The organism is Paenibacillus sp. FSL R5-0908 (assembly GCF_038006245.1).
GTDB lineage: Bacteria > Bacillota > Bacilli > Paenibacillales > Paenibacillaceae > Paenibacillus_AQ > Paenibacillus_AQ odorifer.
This window is the reverse complement of the sequence record NZ_JBBOUV010000001.1, coordinates 6,399,829-6,420,548: the sequence shown is the minus strand read 5'-3', so window position 1 is coordinate 6,420,548 and position 20,720 is coordinate 6,399,829. Positions and strand designations below refer to the sequence as shown.

Below are 20,720 nucleotides of genomic sequence, written 5' to 3'. Positions count from 1 at the left end.
AGGGAATGGGATTACTTATGTCTAAATACGAAACGGTCATCGGCTTGGAAGTTCACGTAGAGCTTCATACCAACTCCAAAATCTTTTGCGGATGCTCCACTGAATTTGGAGCCCCACCTAACACTCATACCTGTCCTGTCTGCTTGGGTCACCCCGGCGTATTGCCAGTGCTCAACAAACAAGCGGTAGAATACGCTATGAAAGCAGCGATGGCGCTGAATTGCACCATTGGTGATGTTAGCAAATTCGACCGCAAGAACTATTTTTACCCGGATTCACCAAAAGCTTATCAGATTTCACAATTTGATCAGCCTATCGGCCTGAACGGTTGGATCGACATTGAAGTTAACGGAGAGACCAAACGGATCGGCATTACTCGTCTTCATTTGGAAGAGGATGCAGGTAAGCTTACGCACGTAGATGGCGGTTTTGCCTCGCTTGTCGATTTTAACCGGGTGGGAACACCGCTTATCGAAATCGTATCCGAACCTGATCTGCGCTCCCCTGAGGAAGCTCGTGCTTATCTGGAGAAAATCCGTGCGATTATGCAGTATTGTGACGTATCCGATGTCAAGATGGAAGAAGGATCGATGCGCTGTGACGCGAACATCAGTCTACGCCCAGAAGGACAAGAGGAATTCGGCATTAGAGCAGAGCTTAAGAACATGAACTCCTTCCGCGGTGTATTGCGTGGACTGGAGTATGAACAATATCGTCAGGCTGAGATCCTGGATGATGGTGGAGTTGTTGTGCAAGAGACTCGACGCTGGGATGAAGCACAAGGGAAAACATTATCGATGCGCGGGAAAGAAGAAGCGCATGATTATCGTTACTTCCCGGACCCGGACTTGATCGTTCTGCATATTGATGATGCTTGGAAAGAATCCATTCGTTCAACGATTCCAGAACTTCCGGATGCTCGGAAAGCACGTTATAGCGAGGAACTGGGCCTGACAGCTTATGATGCAGGCGTCATTACATCCTCTAAACTGTTAGCGGACTTTTTCGAAGGCTGTCTTGCCTATACGCAGGATGCCAAGGCTGTAGCTAACTGGATTATGGGTGACTTGCTTGCCTATTTGAATGGTAATAATCTGGAGTTGTCGCAGGTGCAAATTACACCACAAGGGCTAGGCGAGATGATCGGGCTGATTGCAGCCGGAACCATCAGCAGCAAAATCGCTAAAACAGTATTTAAAGAAATGCTAGAGAGCGGTAAACTGCCAGCTGTTATCGTTGAGGAAAAAGGTCTGGTGCAGATCAGCGATGAAGGTGCCATTAAAGGGATTGTGGAAGCAGTGGTAGCCGCCAATCCGCAATCAGTGGAAGATTATAAAGCAGGTAAACAGAAAGCAATCGGCTTCCTGGTCGGACAAGTCATGAAAGAAAGTAAAGGTAAGGCGAATCCGGGTCTTGCTAATAAACTTCTCATCGAGGTATTGAGCAGCTAAACGCTTGTCGTCCATAAAAGGACGCCGAAGGCGTTTATAATTGGGGTAATATACTTATGTAATAAGCTAAGGGCTTGTCGGCAACGGCAGGCCCTTAGCGGCATATAAGGGGACTGGTTAGGATGAATACAATTAACAAGCTAAATCTGCAGGATGAAAGCACCGTTAATGAATTATGGAGTCTTCAGCATAAGGCCTATAGACTGGAAGCTGAACTTATAGGCTTTCGTGAAATACCACCTCTGATAGAGACGAGAGAAATGCTCAGCAGCTCTAAAGAGGATTTTTATGGCTGCTTCGATAAAGATGAGGAACTAATGGGTGCTGTTGCTGTAGAGGAAGAATCTCCTGGCAAATTGACGATTACACGAATGATGGTGGGGCCGGACTATTTTCGTAGAGGTATCGCTAGCCATCTTTTGGAATATGTATTTGAGCATTTTGCAGGGATGGAGCAATTCATTGTGTCGACAGGCAAAAAGAATACACCCGCCGTTTCGTTGTACAGTAAACATGGTTTTCTGCCTACCGGTGTGGAGGAAGTCGCTCCAGGAGTTGAATTGATTGAATTTCATCGGAGTGGTTCTCTTTGAAAAAAGATATTCATAGACAACTATTTACGAAAGGAGGAGTCCAAAATGAAACATGACTCTGCAATGCTCCCAGAGCAGGAAGAACTGCAAGGTTCTGTTGATATAGAGACTATGGAGAATGAGATACAGAAGAGGATTATTCCTCCGCGTCCGAAAAGGCGCCACCGCAAACGTAAATTTATCGCTGGACTGCTGGCAGCTCTCATCCCTGGGACGGGGCATTTGTATTTTGGGCTTCTCCGAAAAGGGATCACCTTCATCTTTCTAATTCTTTTGGATATCTCAGCCTTATTGTATTTCTCATCCATCGGGATGCAGATCAATGTTCCACTGCTTATTTTACTTGCGCTCATTATTCCAGCGATCTATTTTTATAACGTGTATGACGTATTGCAATCAGCAGACAGGCTTCTTCGCTTCCCAGAGGATCATGATCTTGCTATTCCTGTGATCAAAGCAAACGAGGCTCCTAAGCGTCGTAGTATCGTCAGCGAGCCTGGGATATCCTTTGGACTCTTATTGCTCTTAGGGGGCGCCCTGCTTATTCTGTTCCGGCAAAAACCAATATGGCTCCAGTTCTTTATTGAACATTATGCCGAAATGGCCGTGTCTGTCATTTTAGTATGCGGTGGCTTATTTATAGGAGCTAGAGAAATTGCCAGAGCAGTTGTGCAGCGTAAAGACAATGAACCTCGCAAGCGGCGCGTGGGAAGATATACGGCTTCTGTATTACTGATAGCTATTTCTGTTCCTTTGTTTTTGGATTGGAAAGAGGGAACTGACTTTATGCTCCTGCTCTTGAAGTGGTGGCCTGTCATCCCGGTGTTGTGGGGGATTGAGTTCCTGCTGATGTTTATCTTCTCTAACCGTTCAGCCAAGGGAACCAAAATCAGATTGGATTTACGTGGGCTTTTATCTGCTATATTACTAGCTGCGAGTGTATTTATTGTTGCAGAGCAAGAACATTATTTATACCTATGGAAAAATGTCAGTCTTAATCTGACGGCAGCAGCAGTGGACTATGGTGAGGCTAAAGGCAGCAAATATCAGAAAGCCCCACTAATTGTTCCGGTGGAGTTAAATACAGCCAAAATATCTATTGATAGTATTAATGGTGATATTTTATTACACCGTGCTCCAGTGGACGATATTCAAATTACGACGACAGTTTGGGTAGATCAGTTGGATGGACCGATGGCTGAAGCTATATCAGAACAGTCCTTTGTGGACGTTGTTGAAGGGCCCAACATAAAAATCACCTCGAATAGCAAGGCCTATGGTGAATCCGGTAAACGCCAGCCACGCATGGATTTAGACATTTACTTGCCGGAGGATCGCCGTTTTAACCTCGATGTTCGCACTATGAATGGCGGGATCACGTTGCAGAATGTAGAAGCCATTGAAGACATTTCTCTGGAAACGGGGAATGGAGAGCTGATCCTTCATCGTATCTTTGGTAATGTTAAGGGAAAAACACTGAATGGAGCTGTCCGTGCCAGATCTGTTCAAGGCAGCGTTGATTTAACAACGAGCGGAGGCAATATGAATGCTTGGGATGTTACCGGTGCTTTGAAATTATCGACGGCTGTCGGCAATATTAGTGCGATCGGAAATAGCAATGATATCGATATTACTACCAAAAACGGTAATTTAGAGGTTGATGGAGCCAGATCCAAGCTACATGCCGAATCTCTAAATGGTACCATTGATGTTCGCTCTTCTGATGTTGCTGGAGACTGGGATATTTATAGCGCAGTTGGTGACATCCAATTGTATTTACCGATGTTAAGCAACTATACAGTGAATGGTTCCAGTGGATATGGTGATATTACTTCAGATTTGCCTGAACTTACAATTGATAAGAAAAAAGTATCAGGTGAAGTGGGGACCGGCGAGTTCAAGCTTCATGTTGAAGGAAATAGCAATCTAAATGTTAGGAAATATTGAAAAAAGTAATTTTTCTTATATAATAATAAATATAATGTATAGACTTCGTTGACAATATTGAAAAATCGGTCTTACAATCTTAAGAAGTATTTCTTTTATTTTTAAATTCAAAAGGCGGTGACAGTAATGGGGAGTGGAGTACAACATGCACTGGAACAATTAAAGACAACAGGTGTCCGTATAACGCCCCAGCGTCATGCGATTCTTACGTATTTGATGGAAGCAATGAATCATCCTACAGCTGACGATATATACCGGGCGCTAGAGCCGAAATTTCCGAGCATGAGCGTAGCAACTGTATATAATAATCTCAAGATGTTTATGGAAGCCGGCATGGTTCGCGAGTTGACCTACGGGGATAGTTCCAGTCGTTTTGATGCCAATGTATCTGATCATTATCATGTCATCTGTCAGCTATGCGGTAAGATTGAAGATTTTAGTTATCCTTCGCTTCATGATGTAGAGATACATGCAGAGCAGGAAACGGGCTTCAAAATTACGGGTTTGCGTATGGAATTGCATGGAGTTTGCAAATGTTGCAGAGAGAAGCAACAATAAGACAGAATACTACTGTACTCAAGGGCGTATAGCCAAGCTACACAATAAACGTGTGAAATCCGAAAGCGGAGGACTCACGTTTTTATTTTTTTCGAAATAACAAAATATAGTGAAAATGACTAACTTATACTGGCTATCCGGAACCAAGTGGATGTTATAATCGTATTGTTAGACTTAACTTAAAATTATCTAGTATTTGGAGGATATATTTTGGACAGAAGATATAGACAGAAACGCGTCAAAAAGCGCGGAGGTCTTTTCCGACGTTTTTTTGGACTTTTGCTCATTGCGGCAGCAGCTTATTGGGTTGTGTTTTTTGTATTGCCAAATCGCCAGCACATCGATCCAGACTGGAAAGGCCTAGAACATCCTATCTTCGTAAAAGGAGAGCTAACAGGATATTCCGCCTCAGGAACCGGTGATAGCATGCTTTTACCTCTACCATTACTGCAGGAACATGTGGACTCATCTATTCGTTATGAAGAAAAGACTAAATCGGTCATCCTATCAACGGAAAGTGAACTTCTATATATGCAAGAGGATAAAACCGATGCCAGTTTGAACAATCGTCCGCTGCAGCTGCGGCTGGCACCTGAAGTTAAGGAAAAGATAACTTATCTTCCTGCGGATGTTTTAGAAGACCTGTATGGGTTTGAGATTCAAGAGGATACGACTACCGGGGCTGTGCTGTTAATGACAGCAGGGGAGACTGTACCACTGGGGAAAGTGAAAGGTGAAGCGGAAGATAAGACAGTCGCTCTTCGCAACGAAGCGTCGATTCACGCACCCATCGTGGCGGATATGTCCCCGGGAGCCAGTGTGAGTATCTGGAATGAGGAAAATGAGGACTGGCTGTATGTGCAGTTAAGCAGCGGTTACGCGGGTTATGCCAAGGCTAGTGATATTATCTCGGACGGTCAAAAGACAGTGGAACCCAAAAGCACCACTCCCTCACGGGCAGAACGAAGCTGGAAAGGGAAGTCAGTAAATCTATATTGGGAAGCTGTTTATCAACGCAAACCTGATCCAAGTACATTTGGTGAGCTTCCAGGCGTTAACGTGGCTAGCCCGACTTGGTTCAGTATCATAGATGGTGATGGGAATGTGCGAAGTCAGGCTGACAGTGCGTATGTGCAGTGGGCACATGAGCGCGGGTTGGAAGTATGGGGGCTGCTCAGCAATAGTTTTGATCCAGACATAACCACTGAGGCATTATCGAGCTATGAGAAGCGGATGAACGCGATCGTACAGATCCTCGAGTATTCAGATTTATACAAGCTGGATGGAATTAATATTGACTTTGAGAATGTATATACGAAAGACGGGGAGAATGTTACACAATTTATGCGAGAGCTAAAACCTATGGCTCAAGCCAAAAACTTAATCGTCTCCATAGACGTAACGCCTAAATCCAACAGTGAGATGTGGTCAGCTTTCCTTGATCGTAAGGCTCTTAATTCAGTAGTGGATTATCTTATTGTTATGGCTTATGACGAGCATTGGGCTGCAAGTCCTATCGCGGGCTCTGTTGCGTCTCTGCCGTGGGTAGAAAGCTCGTTAAGCCGGATCATAGAGGAAGACGATGTACCGCCTGAGAAGCTGATTCTGGGGATTCCACTGTATACTAGAATCTGGACTGAGACCCAGGTGGATGGCAAGACCAAAGTAAGCTCTAAATCGGTTAGTATGAATGCCGTTGAAAAAATTATTAAAGAGAAGAAGCTGACCCCAACCTTTGATAAGGCAGCAGGGCAGAATTACGTTGAGTATAAGGAAGATGGCGCTCTTAAAAAAATATGGATCGAAGACAAGGTTTCTTTAAAAGCTAGAGTTGAGCTTGCTAAGTCTTTAGGGCTTGGTGGCATCGGTTCATGGAATCGCAGCTTTAGTAATCTGTCTGCGTGGGAGGCATTACAAGGAATTCATAAGTAATTATTATTTCATTCATAATAAACAAAGGGGCTCCCAATTACTGGGGCCCCTTTGTTTAATTAAGCAAATGTTTGATTGCATTATAAATCGCTAGTAATAAGCTTCTGTAAGATGTGTTTTATTGATTAAGCTGCTGACTCTTAAGCTGTTCCGCAGTAATATTGGCCTCAGCTGGATCCATAGTAAGGATAGTATGACAGAACATACAGCGGTCTGTTTTGCCCAGCATTTTGGTCAGCTTGTGACATTCAGGGCATTCCAGCTGGACTGCACTAGTAGACAGCATCCCAGCCCAGAAATAGATTGCAAGACTTGCCATCATTGAAATTAAACCGATTACAAGACCGATTCCGGCGAATACTTTTCCAGTTGAGCCCCAAAACACGATGCCCGCTGTACCCAAAACCATTAGTCCCATTCCGAGCATTGTGAGCAGTAATCCCCATGTGCGAAAAGCGTTAATCTTAGCCGTTTTAAACTTCATGAGTGTTTGCTCCTAACTAAATATAGTTGGGTTGTCCAGAAGGAACTGTCTTTCATATGTAGAATAATTATTATAACTGAATTATAACTGACTGGACGCAAAATCGCCAAATTTAATGGAGGGAAGCATGGAACTGTCCAATGTAACTTTGTTGAGTGGAGAAACGTTTGATGAGAATGTTTTAGGAGCGGTCGTTTTGCGGCAGAATGGGGATATTCCGTTTCAAAGCGCTCTTCTTCAAGATTTTGATATGGTAGTGTTAGTATTGCATGAAGAACAGGATAGAGAGCATATTGTTCGCCATACCATTGCCGGTGACCAACGGACCCAGTCAGTCCATATCGGCCTTTTTGCTTTGGAGCAGGCTGTTATGGCAGGGGATAATAACGAACTTCTTATCAGTTTGATGAGGGGGGAAGTGATCTGGGACCCCAAGGGAATACTCGAGGAAATGCGCCGCGAGATATTGCAATTCGAAGGACCGATCAAGGAACGGGTCGCATTTATGGAGTTTGCCCGCTTTTTGCATATGTATGTGAAATCCAAGCGCTATATAGAGGCTGGCTTTATTATGGATGCTTACAACTGTGTATTGATAGCCTTATATCATTGGGCAAGAATAGAAGTGAGTGAAGTGGGGGCTTTCCCCGAGCCGGCTATTTGGGAGCAGGTTAAAAGCATGAATACCTCCGTTCATAAACTTTATGAGGAGCTAACGGTCAGTACTGAGACCTTAGAGCAACGTGTGGAGCTTGTGCTTCTTGCATGTGAGTTTGGGATTATGTCCAAAATGACGGACTGTTGTCTATTGCTCTTTAATATTTTGAATAGCCGTAAGGAAGCATGGAGCATTAAAGAATTACTGCAGCATTCAGGTCTGAGTCAATTAGAGTCTGAACTGCCCCTTGTTTTACGAAAGCTGGTTTCTCGTTCGCTAATCCGAGAGATTACATCCTGGGCTGATGTTCACGAGGGAGAAGGGCATGCGATCCGCTATACATTATAGAGATGAATTAGATATAGTAGAAGATGATTAATTAGAGAGAGATGAGCAAGGATAGGGAGAGGCTGAGCACTCTCTTTTTTGTTTGTTTACTAATATGAAACGCTCATATTTATTCAGGAAAATTAATGGTTGACTCTTTCCTTGTTCATGTGTTAAATTATAACTCGTCCCTCTGACACAGAGATTTGCTTTCGAAAACATTCGAAAGACAACCGAAAAAAGAAATTAAAAAAAAGGTTGACTAAAACGAGGGCGCTGTGATATATTATAAAGGTCGCTGCTGAACAACGCATCGACGAAATAAACAGCTTGATCTTTGAAAACTGAACAACGAGTGAGTAGGAAATCACGTAAGTGAAATCCAAAATTAGAGAATTAATTTTCTCGTCAGATGTTTCAAAATGAGCATATCGCTCTTTTCAATACTAATTGGAGAGTTTGATCCTGGCTCAGGACGAACGCTGGCGGCGTGCCTAATACATGCAAGTCGAGCGGAGTTATTTTGAAAGCTTGCTTTCAAAATAACTTAGCGGCGGACGGGTGAGTAACACGTAGGCAACCTGCCCTTCAGACTGGGATAACTACCGGAAACGGTAGCTAATACCGGATAATTTCTTTTTTCTCCTGAGAGAAGAATGAAAGACGGAGCAATCTGTCACTGAGGGATGGGCCTGCGGCGCATTAGCTAGTTGGTGGGGTAACGGCCCACCAAGGCGACGATGCGTAGCCGACCTGAGAGGGTGAACGGCCACACTGGGACTGAGACACGGCCCAGACTCCTACGGGAGGCAGCAGTAGGGAATCTTCCGCAATGGGCGAAAGCCTGACGGAGCAACGCCGCGTGAGTGATGAAGGTTTTCGGATCGTAAAGCTCTGTTGCCAGGGAAGAACGTCCGGTAGAGTAACTGCTACCGGAGTGACGGTACCTGAGAAGAAAGCCCCGGCTAACTACGTGCCAGCAGCCGCGGTAATACGTAGGGGGCAAGCGTTGTCCGGAATTATTGGGCGTAAAGCGCGCGCAGGCGGCTATTTAAGTCTGGTGTTTAAACCTTGGGCTCAACCTGAGGTCGCACTGGAAACTGGGTGGCTTGAGTACAGAAGAGGAAAGTGGAATTCCACGTGTAGCGGTGAAATGCGTAGATATGTGGAGGAACACCAGTGGCGAAGGCGACTTTCTGGGCTGTAACTGACGCTGAGGCGCGAAAGCGTGGGGAGCAAACAGGATTAGATACCCTGGTAGTCCACGCCGTAAACGATGAGTGCTAGGTGTTAGGGGTTTCGATACCCTTGGTGCCGAAGTTAACACAGTAAGCACTCCGCCTGGGGAGTACGGTCGCAAGACTGAAACTCAAAGGAATTGACGGGGACCCGCACAAGCAGTGGAGTATGTGGTTTAATTCGAAGCAACGCGAAGAACCTTACCAGGTCTTGACATCCCTCTGAATCTGCTAGAGATAGCAGCGGCCTTCGGGACAGAGGAGACAGGTGGTGCATGGTTGTCGTCAGCTCGTGTCGTGAGATGTTGGGTTAAGTCCCGCAACGAGCGCAACCCTTAACTTTAGTTGCCAGCAGGTAAGGCTGGGCACTCTAGAGTGACTGCCGGTGACAAACCGGAGGAAGGTGGGGATGACGTCAAATCATCATGCCCCTTATGACCTGGGCTACACACGTACTACAATGGCCGGTACAACGGGAAGCGAAGCCGCGAGGTGGAGCCAATCCCATCAAAGCCGGTCTCAGTTCGGATTGCAGGCTGCAACTCGCCTGCATGAAGTCGGAATTGCTAGTAATCGCGGATCAGCATGCCGCGGTGAATACGTTCCCGGGTCTTGTACACACCGCCCGTCACACCACGAGAGTTTACAACACCCGAAGTCGGTGGGGTAACCCGCAAGGGAGCCAGCCGCCGAAGGTGGGGTAGATGATTGGGGTGAAGTCGTAACAAGGTAGCCGTATCGGAAGGTGCGGCTGGATCACCTCCTTTCTATGGAGAATCGTCTTCTGCAATGAAGACATTCAAATCGGAAGCTCAGCTTCCAAAACTCAGGTTTAGGCCTGTTACTCACTCGTTGCTCAGTTTTGAGAGTTTAAGCTCTCAAGTAAGACTTGATCCTTGAAAACTGGATACCGAAACGAATTTGCGTTTTAGAACATCTTTTAGCAACTTGTGTAAACAAGTAAATGTTATTAGTGAGATTTTTCTTCGGAAGAATCAAGGTTAAGCTAATAAGAGCACACGGAGGATGCCTAGGCGCCAGGAGCCGACGAAGGACGTGGCGAACAACGAAACTGCCTCGGGGAGCTGTAAGCAAGCTTTGATCCGGGGGTGTCCGAATGGGGAAACCCAGCTGTGGTAATTCGCAGTTACTCATTTCTGAATACATAGGAAATGTAGAGGCAGACCAGGGGAACTGAAACATCTAAGTACCCTGAGGAAGAGAAAACAATAGTGATTCCGTCAGTAGCGGCGAGCGAACGCGGAACAGCCTAAACCTAAGAGCTTGCTCTTAGGGGTTGTGGGACGTCTCACATGGAGTTACAAAGGAATATGGTAGGTGAAGAGGTCTGGAAAGGCCCGCGATAGAGGTAAAAGCCCTGTAACCTAAACTGTGTTCTCTCCGAGACGGATCCCGAGTAGTGCGGGGCACGTGAAACCCCGTATGAATCCAGCAGGACCATCTGCTAAGGCTAAATACTACCTGGCGACCGATAGTGAAACAGTACCGTGAGGGAAAGGTGAAAAGCACCCCGGAAGGGGAGTGAAATAGAACCTGAAACCGTGTGCTTACAAAAAGTCAGAGCCCTATTAATGGGTGATGGCGTGCCTTTTGTAGAATGAACCGGCGAGTTACGTTTAACATGCAAGGTTAAGCCGAGAAGGTGGAGCCGCAGCGAAAGCGAGTCTGAATAGGGCGACTTAGTATGTGGACGTAGACCCGAAACCGTGTGATCTACCCCTGTCCAGGGTGAAGGTGCGGTAACACGCACTGGAGGCCCGAACCCACGTACGTTGAAAAGTGCGGGGATGAGGTGGGGGTAGCGGAGAAATTCCAATCGAACTCGGAGATAGCTGGTTCTCCCCGAAATAGCTTTAGGGCTAGCCTCGGTATAAGAGTAGTGGAGGTAGAGCACTGATTGGGTGCGGGGTCCGCAAGGATTACCAAGCTCAGTCAAACTCCGAATGCCATATACTTATTGCCGGGAGTCAGACAGTGAGTGCTAAGATCCATTGTCAAAAGGGAAACAGCCCAGACCATCAGCTAAGGTCCCCAAGTGTGTGTTAAGTGGGAAAGGATGTGGAGTTGCACAGACAACCAGGATGTTGGCTTAGAAGCAGCCACCATTGAAAGAGTGCGTAATAGCTCACTGGTCGAGTGACTCTGCGCCGAAAATGTAACGGGGCTAAACACACCACCGAAGCTATGGCTAGATGCTTTGCATCTGGGGTAGGGGAGCGTTGTGTAGGGGTTGAAGGTGTACTGAAAAGAGCGCTGGACACTACACAAGTGAGAATGCCGGTATGAGTAACGAAAAGATCAGTGAGAATCTGATCCGCCGAAAGCCCAAGGTTTCCTGAGGAAGGCTCGTCCGCTCAGGGTAAGTCGGGACCTAAGGCGAGGCCGAAAGGCGTAGTCGAAGGACAACAGTTTGAAATTACTGTACCACCGTAATCCGCTATGAGCGATGGGGTGACGCAGGAGGGTAGTGACGCGGACTGATGGATGTCCGTCTAAGCAGTGAGGCTGGTGTGTAGGCAAATCCGCACATCGTTAAGGCTGGGCTGTGATGGGGAGCGAAAATTATAGTAGCGAAGGTCATGATCTCACACTGCCAAGAAAAGCCTCTAGCCAGGAGAAGGTGCCCGTACCGCAAACCGACACAGGTAGGCGAGAAGAGAATTCTAAGGCGCGCGGAAGAACTCTCGTTAAGGAACTCGGCAAAATGACCCCGTAACTTCGGGAGAAGGGGTGCCCCGGTAGTGTGAATAGCACGAGGGGGCCGCAGTGAAAAGGCCCAAGCGACTGTTTAGCAAAAACACAGGTCTGTGCGAAGCCGCAAGGCGAAGTATACGGGCTGACGCCTGCCCGGTGCTGGAAGGTTAAGGGGAGTGGTTAGGGGTAACCCGAAGCTATGAACCGAAGCCCCAGTAAACGGCGGCCGTAACTATAACGGTCCTAAGGTAGCGAAATTCCTTGTCAGGTAAATTCTGACCCGCACGAATGGCGTAACGACTTGGGCGCTGTCTCAACGAGAGATCCGGTGAAATTTTAATACCTGTGAAGATGCAGGTTACCCGCGACAAGACGGAAAGACCCCATGGAGCTTTACTGCAGCTTGATATTGAATTTGGGTACGATCTGTACAGGATAGGTGGGAGCCGTAGAAATCGGAGCGCAAGCTTCGGTGGAGGCGCCGTTGGGATACCACCCTGATCGTATCTAGGTTCTAACCTAGTACCCTTACCGGGTACGGGGACCGTGTCAGGCGGGCAGTTTGACTGGGGCGGTCGCCTCCTAAAGAGTAACGGAGGCGTTCCAAGGTTCCCTCAGAATGGTTGGAAATCATTCGCAGAGTGCAAAGGCATAAGGGAGCTTGACTGCGAGACCTACAAGTCGAGCAGGGACGAAAGTCGGACTTAGTGATCCGGTGGTACCGCATGGAAGGGCCATCGCTCAACGGATAAAAGCTACCCTGGGGATAACAGGCTTATCTCCCCCAAGAGTCCACATCGACGGGGAGGTTTGGCACCTCGATGTCGGCTCATCGCATCCTGGGGCTGAAGTAGGTCCCAAGGGTTGGGCTGTTCGCCCATTAAAGCGGTACGCGAGCTGGGTTCAGAACGTCGTGAGACAGTTCGGTCCCTATCTGTCGTGGGCGCAGGAAATTTGAGAGGAGCTGTCCTTAGTACGAGAGGACCGGGATGGACGTACCGCTGGTGCACCAGTTGTTCCGCCAGGAGCATGGCTGGGTAGCTACGTACGGACGGGATAAGCGCTGAAAGCATCTAAGCGTGAAGCCCCCCTCAAGATGAGATTTCCCAATTAGTAAGACCCCTTGAAGACGACGAGGTAGATAGGTTGGAGGTGGAAGTGCAGCAATGCATGGAGCTGACCAATACTAATCGGTCGAGGGCTTATCCTATACTTAGAATGCAGATTTGTTTCGGATTCAGTTTTCAGGCATCAAGCCTGGTATGAATATTCCCTGATAGCTCAGTTGGTAGAGCACTCGACTGTTAATCGAGTTGTCACAGGTTCGAGTCCTGTTCGGGGAGCCATATGGAGAGGTGTCCGAGTTTGGCCGAAGGAGCACGATTGGAAATCGTGTAGGCGCCACAAGCGTCTCGAGGGTTCGAATCCCTCTCTCTCCGCCACAAATTTTTAATTAGTATGGCCCGTTGGTCAAGGGGTTAAGACACCTCCCTTTCACGGAGGTAACATGGGTTCGAATCCCATACGGGTCACCAAATTTTCACTTGATTTATCCTAGTGGACTTTGGTACAATAACAATTGTTGTTTATGGAGGCTTAGCTCAGCTGGGAGAGCATCTGCCTTACAAGCAGAGGGTCGGGGGTTCGATCCCCTCAGCCTCCACCATAACATTTTCTTACTGACGCGGGGTGGAGCAGCCCGGTAGCTCGTCGGGCTCATAACCCGAAGGCCGCAGGTTCAAATCCTGCCCCCGCAACCAATTAACTTAAGCAATTATATCTTTTGGAACCGTGGTGTAGTTGGCCTAACATGCCTGCCTGTCACGCAGGAGATCGCGGGTTCGAATCCCGTCGGTTCCGCCATTTTCATCATGGCTCGGTAGCTCAGTCGGTAGAGCAGAGGACTGAAAATCCTCGTGTCGGCGGTTCGATTCCGTCCCGAGCCACCATTTATCATCACAAAAGAATGAGTGCCATGCCGGTGTAGCTCAATTGGTAGAGCAACTGACTTGTAATCAGTAGGTTGGGGGTTCAAGTCCTCTCGCCGGCACCATCCTTGGAGGATTAGCGAAGTGGCCAAACGCATCAGACTGTAAATCTGCTCACGTGAGTGTTCGGTGGTTCGAATCCATCATCCTCCACCAGTTTTTAGGGGCATAGTTTAAAGGTAGAACAACGGTCTCCAAAACCGTTGGTGTGGGTTCAATTCCTGCTGCCCCTGCCAAGTTCTTTCTAAAGTTTAATATGGCGGCCGTGGCGAAGGGGTTAACGCACCGGATTGTGGTTCCGGCATTCGTGGGTTCGAGACCCATCGGCCGCCCCATTTACTTTAAAATGAATAATGGCAACAATCTCAACTTAATATGGCGACTGTGGCGAAGGGGTTAACGCACCGGATTGTGGTTCCGGCATTCGTGGGTTCGAGACCCATCAGTCGCCCCATTTTACTTTAAAATGTTATTGGGGATTAGCCAAGCGGTAAGGCAACGGACTTTGACTCCGTCACTCATAGGTTCGAATCCTATATCCCCAGCCATTTTATGCGGACGTGGCTCAGCGGTAGAGCATCGCCTTGCCAAGGCGAGGGTCGCGGGTTCGATTCCCGTCGTCCGCTCCAAAATTTACATGGCGCCATAGCCAAGTGGTAAGGCAAAGCTCTGCAAAAGCTTTATCCCCAGTTCAAATCTGGGTGGCGCCTCCATTTAGTTCATATGTGCCGGCGTGGCGGAATGGCAGACGCGCTCGACTCAAAATCGAGTGGGAAACCGTGGAGGTTCGAGTCCTCTCGCCGGTATCTTAAAAAGGTTTGTAAGAATGCTTTTATAAGCAATCTTACAAACCTTTTTTCTTTATGTTCTTGGGTTTACAGCATTAAGCCGTTGAATAGAGGAGTTTCTCTATATCAACGGCTTTTTTAATCTGATTAGTGATTAACCTGATTGATTATTAATGCGGAATGCTCGCGGGGTAAGACCTATCTCTCGTTTAAACATATTGCAGAATTGGGCATCGTTCACAAAACCTGCAGCAGCGGATACTTCAGAGATTTGCATCTGAGTATGACGTAATAGGGATTTTGCATAATCCAGGCGTTTTAACAGCAAATACCGCAGAGGTGAAGATCCGAAACGTTCTTTAAACAGATGGCGAAAACGATCGTAACTATATCCGGACATTTCTGATAGTGTTTCGACGGACAATTTATGGCGATAATGCTCATTCATATAATTAAGGACATATTGTACTCGGTCTTCTGTTGGGGATTGATATCCAGAGGCACTAAGAAGCCTCATAAGATGGACGGTAATCTCGCTCATTTGTAGGTTTAGAAGCTCAGAGAATCCGTCTTGCTTGCGTGTAAACTCTGCTTTCATTCGCAGCAGGATTTGAAGAACGGTCTGATCTTTATCATCTTCATATACGCCGAGCAGATTACTCATATTAGGGTGTTCCGAGTGGAAGCCTACAAATAATACATTTGCATCCTCACGGTGGTGCTCGTCATGTTTATGATTGGGTGGCACAAGCGCGAAAGAAGAGGAGCGAAAATGGTAACTTCGGGGGCCAACATTGGTTGTCCCTACCCCCTGTAAATAATAGACTAGTTCGTAGCATTCATGCTGGTGTGGAGGGATATAAGTATTTAGCTCATGTGTGGCACTTACAATATATAGAACACGATCCATGATGATCCTCCAATACTTATGTTTTAGCCGAATCGTACAAAACTATGACCGAAATCATATAATTATTTTTAATAATATTTGTTATGATCGTATCAATAAATCCGAAAGTTCGCAACCTGACTGGCCATCTCGTTCGGAAATAAAGCGGATTATTAATAATAATGGTATTTTTATTGCTATTTTTGAGCCTAAACGTTAAATTTATTACTTTTAATGATACTTTATTTGGAAAAAAGAAAATTTCCATTTGAACCGTGAATTATACAATGCGTGAAGATGGGGATTCTGCGGATTACTAACCAACTAAAATTAGGGGTGGAATAGAGTAATGAATAAAAAAGTTCTTTCTTTGTTGTTATTAATGGTGATGGTTCTGGTCACAGCATGTGGGAATAACACGTCCAATAATGGTTCTTCTGCGAATACTGGATCAAACGCTGCTGAGGGTGGAGAAACAGGTTCAGGGGATAAACTGAAGGTTGTATTGCTGATTCCGGGGACACTTGGGGATAAATCATTTTTTGATTCCGCTAATAACGGCTTGCAAAAGGTTAAGGATGAACTAGGTGCAGTAACAAAGGTTGTTGAAATGGGCGTTGATAAAACGAAATGGGAGCCAACATTTAACGATATCGCTTCCGAGGATTGGGATGTAATTATTTCTGGCGGTTCTGAAATTACAGAGATGTTTAATGCAACGGCAGACTTGTATCCAGACAAAAAATTCATTAATTATGATACCGACATCGATGAAGCACCAGATAACATGTATAACATGTCTTATGCGACAAATGAAGTATCTTTCTTGGCAGGTGCCGTAGCAGCATTAGCTACACAATCGGATATGCCGAATGCTACCCCTGAGAATGTGATTGGGTTTGTGGGCGGTATGGATATTCCGGGGATTAATGCTTTCTTGGTCGGTTACATTCAAGGTGCTCAGTACGTTGATCCTGATGTAAAAGTGGCTGTGTCGTACGCTGGTGATTTTGTTAACCCGGCAAAAGGTAAGGAGCTGTCTCTAATTCAATATAACTCCGGCGTGGATGTTATTTTTAACGTGGCTGGGGGTACAGGTCTTGGGATCTTTGACGCAGCTAAAGAGAAGAAAAAATATGCAATCGGTGTAGACTCCGATCAGGCAATGTTGATTAACGATACGGATAGTGAAAAAGCAAATCTAATTGTTACTTCTTCTATTAAAAAGATTGATACGGCTATTCTAGGTGCAGTGAAAAGATTGCAAGAGGGTACGCTAGAAATGGGCAAACGTGATGTGTTGAGCTTTGTAGATGATGGTGTAGGTATTGCTGAGAATGATATTTATAAAAATGTATTCCCGGCTGATCTTCAGGCCAAGGTTGAAGAAGTGAAGCAAAAGCTGATCAATAAAGAAATTAAAGTGGATAATGCGATGGGGATGGAAACCGCAGAGGTAGAAGCTATTCGTAACGCAGTTAAGCCTTAAGCTTTAAACCGTAAGATCAGCTCTATAGAGATAAACCTACAGTTGGAGATTCTTCTAGTCAGGGGAATTCCAGCTGTATATTTTTGCAGACCTCCAAGTTGAAAGGCGTTGAGACCTATGTACAAAGCTCTGCTGGAAATGCGGGGAATTACCAAGGTATATCCCAATGGCGTCGTTGCAAATAAAGACGTGCATTTTTCTTTACGTGAGGGAGAAATACATGCGATTGCAGGTGAGAACGGTGCTGGTAAATCGACTTTAATGAAGATTATGTTTGGCATGGAAGAGCCAAGTGAAGGCGAGATCTATATCAAGGGTGAAAAAGTAAAGCTGCAATCCGCTCAGGACGCCATTGATAGAGGCATCGGCATGGTCCACCAGCATTTCATGTTGGTACCTTCTTTTACGGTGGCAGAGAATATGGTGCTGGGTATGGAGCCGCGCAGAGGAGTTGGCATTAATTATGCCGAGGCTGTGCGCATGACGGAAGAGACCGCAAGGAAATACAATCTGGCCGTGGATCCAAAGGCAAAAGTAGAGGATCTTACAGTTGGGATGAAGCAAAAGGTTGAGATTCTTAAGGCGCTGCTGCGTGGTGCGAAAATTCTGGTGCTTGATGAGCCAACTGCGGTGTTGACTCCACAGGAAACAGAGGAATTGTTCCGCGAGCTTAAGCAATTAAGGGAACAGGGTCATACGATAGTTTTTATTTCGCACAAATTAAAGGAAGTCAAAGCGATTTGCGACAGAATTACGATTATGCGCAGCGGCCGTAGTGAAGGTGTTTTTCAAACACAGGATGTGACAGAACAGGAAATCTCGCGACTAATGGTCGGCAGAGACGTCGTGCTGAAATATGAAAAAGAGATTCTGGCTGTTAGTGAGCCAGTACTAACGGTGCAGGGACTCGGTGTGAATGATGCAGATGGCAAAGCATTATTGTCGGATATCAATTTTGCGGTACGTGGTGGGCAGATCGTTGGGATTGCTGGTGTAGAAGGTAACGGGCAGACACAGCTCATTGAAGCTCTTACAGGTAGCTTGAGAGGTGTCTCAAGTCAGGGCTCTGTACTAGTGAAGGGAAAGGATATCCGTGAATCGGATATTTTGGATATTCGTAAGCTAGGCGTTTCCTATATACCGGAGGATCGGATGCGGCAAGGGATCGCTAGTGAGGCAAGCATAGCTGATAATCTACTGTCTACTCAGTATCGTACAAAAGCAATGAACAAAGGTCTTTTTTTGAATGGCTCACGAATTGCCAAGCTAGCAGTATCCCTTGTAGAGGAATTTAAAGTCCGCTGTTCAGGACCTTCTCAGCCCATTGGAATGTTGTCAGGTGGTAACATGCAGAAGGTGGTCGTAGCTAGAGAGTGTTCGACTGAACCGCAGCTGCTTATTGCAGAACAGCCGACACGGGGTGTGGATATAGGCGCAGCCCAGTTCATACATCAAAAGTTGTTGGAATTACGTTCAGACGATTGCGCGATTTTGCTAGTGTCGGCAGATTTGAATGAGATCTTGGAGATCAGCGATAGTCTGCTAGTAATGTACGAGGGTAAGATTGTTGCCTTTTTCGAGGAACCCTCTAAGGTTAGTGAGGAAGAATTAGGTCTTTATATGCTGGGGATTCATCGACAGGACGAGGAGCACATCGGGAGGGCCGTAAATCATGTTTAAAGTTAAATATTTTGAGTACATTCGGACATCGGCGGTAATCGTTATTGCACTCGCTATTGCCTTTCTGATCATCTCTTTGGTCAGTAATCAGCCTGTGAAGACGATTGGTATATTCCTATTAGAGCCGTTATCCAGTAAAGGTCATATTGGTAATGTGATTGAGATGGCGATTCCGCTCATGTTCACTGGGTTGGCAGTATCCTTGTTGTTTCGAGCCAATATGTTCAACCTGGGAGCTGAAGGGATTTTCTATTTCTCCGGTGTTGTAACTTCCGTATTGGCTATTCATTTAACGTTGGACGGCTGGCTGCATCCGATGGTAGCTATTGCTGCAGGTTCAATTGTTGGAGCCTTGCTCTCGGCAATACCTGGTATTCTGAAGGCAAAATGGAATGCTAATGAGTTGGTTACATCCTTAATGTTCAATAATATTTTGTTCGGAGTAGGGCTATACCTACTGAACTATCATCTACGTGATGCTAAAGCTTTTGCCAATGTATCCTACAAATTCGAGAAAACGGCACTGCTGAGTAAAATGGTCTCGGGCACCCGTATTCATACAGGTCTTATTATCGTTATCGTGCTTATTATTGCAGCTCATTTATTCCTATACAAAACGAAATGGGGATATGAGCTGCGCATGACAGGCATCAACCGGGACTTTGCCCGTTATTCCGGAATGAAGACAGCTAAGGTTATTATTCTCGTTCACTTGATTGCAGGTTTTATCGCAGGTATGGGGGGTTCCGTAGAAGTGCTGGGGATGTATAACCGTTTCCAATGGACGTCACTGCCTGGTTATGGCTTGGATGGTGCCCTTGTAGCGATGTTAGCCAAAAATAATCCACTGTCCGTAATCGGCTCTGCATTGTTCCTAGCGTATATTCGAATTGGGGCTGACATGATGGCGCGTCTGTCTGATGTACCTTCAGAGATGATCTCAATTATACAGGCAATTATCATTCTTCTGATTTCGGCTGAGCAATTTCTGAAGTTTTGGAAAAATCGGATGCTCTTGAAGGAGGCGAAGGAAGCGTGAATAGTTTGTTTGATGTAATTTTTACAACTGACTTTGCGTTCTCTGTCCTTCGCGTGACGACTCCGATTCTGTTCGCCGCGCTCGGCGCACTCATCTCCAACCGCGCAGGGATCATTAACATTGGGATGGAGGGCATCATGCTTGTTGCCGCTTTAGCGGGTGTCATCATAAGCAGCTATACACATAGCGCGTGGGTAGGTCTGCTGGGGGCGGTGCTGTCTGGAACATTGATCGCTGGAATATTAGCTTTTTTCACACTGAAATTCAAAACACATATCATTCTCGGGGGTGTGGCCATTAATATGTTCGCTTCTGGAGGAACTGTGTTTATCCTCTATCTGCTTAGTGGCGACAAGGGTTCTTCTACTTCTCTGGCGAGTAAAGTTCTGCCTAGTGTCCAGATTCCTTTGTTGAAGGATATCCCGGTGCTTGGACCTATTTTATCGGGACATCACATTCTGACGTATGTTTCTATAGTGGCTGTGTTTGTTGTCTACTATCTTTTAAACCGTACACCGCTTGGACTGCGCATTCGCTCAGTGGGTGAAAATCCACATGCGGCTCAATCCGTGGGTGTAAGTGTTGTGAAAATACAGTATATGGCTTTGCTGCTTAGTGGATTTTTTGCCGGTTTAGGCGGTGCTTATATGTCGATGGGGTATTTGTCACTGTTTACCCGCGATATGATCGCTGGCCGGGGCTGGATTGCCATTGCCGCTGAGTCGATGGGAAGAAGTACGACCGTAGGCACGGCGTTGACCTCTTTATTATTTGGTACTGCAGATGCATTGTCGAATGCGCTACAGGTGTTGAAGATTCCTGCGGAGCTAATCGCTACTCTTCCTTATGTAGCCACAGTAATTGGACTTGTGATCTACGCAGTATCTGAGACACGAAAAAAGAATAAAAAACTTAAAAGCCCGCTAGTTAAATAGCGATTGAAA

At 46.2% G+C, this 20,720-nt stretch carries 12 protein-coding genes, 16 tRNA genes and 2 rRNA genes; 28 read left to right on the top strand and 2 right to left on the bottom strand.

Annotation, left to right across the window (positions count from 1 at the left end):
* The first annotated feature begins 5 nt into the window (after positions 1–5).
* The 5 genes from gatB (at position 6) to MKZ09_RS29025 (ending at position 6,481) form a co-directional block, all read left to right on the top strand.
* The gene (gene gatB / locus MKZ09_RS29045; protein WP_036680163.1) at positions 6–1,451 is read left to right on the top strand and encodes an Asp-tRNA(Asn)/Glu-tRNA(Gln) amidotransferase subunit GatB; all 1,446 of its coding nucleotides are present in this window, start codon (positions 6–8) and stop codon (positions 1,449–1,451) included.
* A gap of 122 nt (positions 1,452–1,573) precedes the next feature.
* Entirely contained in the window at positions 1,574–2,044 is a 471-nt protein-coding gene (locus MKZ09_RS29040; RefSeq protein WP_076136940.1) for a GNAT family N-acetyltransferase, read from the top strand.
* Between the two features lie 45 nt (positions 2,045–2,089).
* The gene (locus MKZ09_RS29035) at positions 2,090–3,991 is read left to right on the top strand and encodes a DUF4097 family beta strand repeat-containing protein (protein WP_256719340.1); all 1,902 of its coding nucleotides are present in this window, start codon (positions 2,090–2,092) and stop codon (positions 3,989–3,991) included.
* A 126-nt stretch (positions 3,992–4,117) separates the two neighbouring features.
* Positions 4,118–4,549 carry a peroxide-responsive transcriptional repressor PerR gene (perR, locus tag MKZ09_RS29030; protein WP_036680160.1) on the top strand — a complete coding sequence of 144 codons (432 nt, stop codon included), beginning with the start codon at positions 4,118–4,120 and terminating at the stop codon, positions 4,547–4,549.
* Between the two features lie 210 nt (positions 4,550–4,759).
* Positions 4,760–6,481, top strand: a complete 1,722-nt coding sequence (locus MKZ09_RS29025; protein ID WP_076208643.1) for a glycosyl hydrolase family 18 protein — start codon at positions 4,760–4,762, stop codon at positions 6,479–6,481.
* A gap of 118 nt (positions 6,482–6,599) precedes the next feature.
* On the opposite strand, the gene MKZ09_RS29020 is transcribed toward MKZ09_RS29025, so the two are convergent.
* Entirely contained in the window at positions 6,600–6,965 is a 366-nt protein-coding gene (locus tag MKZ09_RS29020) for a DUF2614 family zinc ribbon-containing protein (protein ID WP_036680151.1), read from the bottom strand.
* Between the two features lie 127 nt (positions 6,966–7,092).
* Here MKZ09_RS29020 and MKZ09_RS29015 point away from each other — a divergent pair, with 127 nt between their 5' ends.
* The 19 genes from MKZ09_RS29015 to MKZ09_RS28925 all read left to right on the top strand — a co-directional run bounded on the left by MKZ09_RS29015 (position 7,093) and on the right by MKZ09_RS28925 (position 14,697).
* Entirely contained in the window at positions 7,093–7,971 is an 879-nt protein-coding gene (locus MKZ09_RS29015) for a nucleotidyltransferase-like protein (RefSeq protein WP_076128632.1), read from the top strand.
* A 426-nt stretch (positions 7,972–8,397) separates the two neighbouring features.
* Positions 8,398–9,955: ribosomal RNA gene (locus MKZ09_RS29010) — 16S ribosomal RNA — on the top strand.
* Positions 9,956–10,187: 232 nt separating this feature from the next.
* A 23S ribosomal RNA gene (locus MKZ09_RS29005) occupies positions 10,188–13,113 on the top strand.
* Together the 16S and 23S rRNA genes with 16 tRNA genes alongside form the textbook arrangement of a ribosomal RNA operon.
* Positions 13,114–13,173: 60 nt before the next feature.
* Positions 13,174–13,249: transfer RNA gene (locus MKZ09_RS29000), tRNA-Asn, on the top strand.
* A gap of 3 nt (positions 13,250–13,252) precedes the next feature.
* Positions 13,253–13,345 (top strand) — tRNA-Ser (locus tag MKZ09_RS28995).
* 18 nt (positions 13,346–13,363) lie between these two features.
* Positions 13,364–13,438 (top strand) — tRNA-Glu (locus MKZ09_RS28990).
* A gap of 55 nt (positions 13,439–13,493) precedes the next feature.
* Positions 13,494–13,569 (top strand) — tRNA-Val (locus MKZ09_RS28985).
* A gap of 17 nt (positions 13,570–13,586) precedes the next feature.
* Positions 13,587–13,663, top strand: a tRNA-Met gene (locus MKZ09_RS28980).
* A gap of 25 nt (positions 13,664–13,688) precedes the next feature.
* Positions 13,689–13,766 (top strand) — tRNA-Asp (locus tag MKZ09_RS28975).
* 10 nt (positions 13,767–13,776) lie between these two features.
* Positions 13,777–13,852: transfer RNA gene (locus tag MKZ09_RS28970), tRNA-Phe, on the top strand.
* A gap of 28 nt (positions 13,853–13,880) precedes the next feature.
* Positions 13,881–13,956: transfer RNA gene (locus MKZ09_RS28965), tRNA-Thr, on the top strand.
* A 5-nt stretch (positions 13,957–13,961) separates the two neighbouring features.
* Positions 13,962–14,047: transfer RNA gene (locus tag MKZ09_RS28960), tRNA-Tyr, on the top strand.
* A 6-nt stretch (positions 14,048–14,053) separates the two neighbouring features.
* Positions 14,054–14,127 (top strand) — tRNA-Trp (locus MKZ09_RS28955).
* 23 nt (positions 14,128–14,150) lie between these two features.
* Positions 14,151–14,226 (top strand) — tRNA-His (locus MKZ09_RS28950).
* 43 nt (positions 14,227–14,269) lie between these two features.
* A tRNA-His gene (locus MKZ09_RS28945) sits at positions 14,270–14,345 on the top strand.
* A 19-nt stretch (positions 14,346–14,364) separates the two neighbouring features.
* Positions 14,365–14,439: transfer RNA gene (locus MKZ09_RS28940), tRNA-Gln, on the top strand.
* A gap of 6 nt (positions 14,440–14,445) precedes the next feature.
* Positions 14,446–14,520: transfer RNA gene (locus tag MKZ09_RS28935), tRNA-Gly, on the top strand.
* Between the two features lie 10 nt (positions 14,521–14,530).
* Positions 14,531–14,604: transfer RNA gene (locus MKZ09_RS28930), tRNA-Cys, on the top strand.
* 14 nt (positions 14,605–14,618) lie between these two features.
* Positions 14,619–14,697 (top strand) — tRNA-Leu (locus tag MKZ09_RS28925).
* Positions 14,698–14,833: 136 nt separating this feature from the next.
* Here the strand turns inward: MKZ09_RS28925 and MKZ09_RS28920 are convergent.
* Positions 14,834–15,589 (bottom strand): AraC family transcriptional regulator, encoded by a 756-nt coding sequence (locus tag MKZ09_RS28920; protein ID WP_076130295.1) that lies wholly within the window; start codon positions 15,587–15,589, stop codon positions 14,834–14,836.
* Between the two features lie 328 nt (positions 15,590–15,917).
* On the opposite strand from MKZ09_RS28920, the gene MKZ09_RS28915 reads away from it, so the two are divergent.
* The 4 genes from MKZ09_RS28915 to MKZ09_RS28900 all read left to right on the top strand — a co-directional run bounded on the left by MKZ09_RS28915 (position 15,918) and on the right by MKZ09_RS28900 (position 20,711).
* On the top strand, positions 15,918–17,057 hold the full coding sequence (locus MKZ09_RS28915) for a BMP family ABC transporter substrate-binding protein (protein WP_076134097.1): 1,140 nt from the start codon (positions 15,918–15,920) through the stop codon (positions 17,055–17,057).
* Between the two features lie 117 nt (positions 17,058–17,174).
* Complete coding sequence (locus tag MKZ09_RS28910) at positions 17,175–18,737, top strand: ABC transporter ATP-binding protein (RefSeq protein WP_076206881.1); 1,563 nt, start codon at positions 17,175–17,177, stop codon at positions 18,735–18,737.
* Positions 18,730–19,776, top strand: coding sequence for an ABC transporter permease (locus MKZ09_RS28905; RefSeq protein ID WP_036685569.1), 1,047 nt, complete (start codon positions 18,730–18,732; stop codon positions 19,774–19,776). Before MKZ09_RS28910 ends, MKZ09_RS28905 begins: the two co-directional genes overlap by 8 nt.
* Positions 19,773–20,711, top strand: coding sequence for an ABC transporter permease (locus MKZ09_RS28900; protein WP_076098837.1), 939 nt, complete (start codon positions 19,773–19,775; stop codon positions 20,709–20,711). The genes MKZ09_RS28905 and MKZ09_RS28900 overlap by 4 nt, the downstream gene beginning before the upstream one ends.
* Positions 20,712–20,720: the final 9 nt, after the last annotated feature.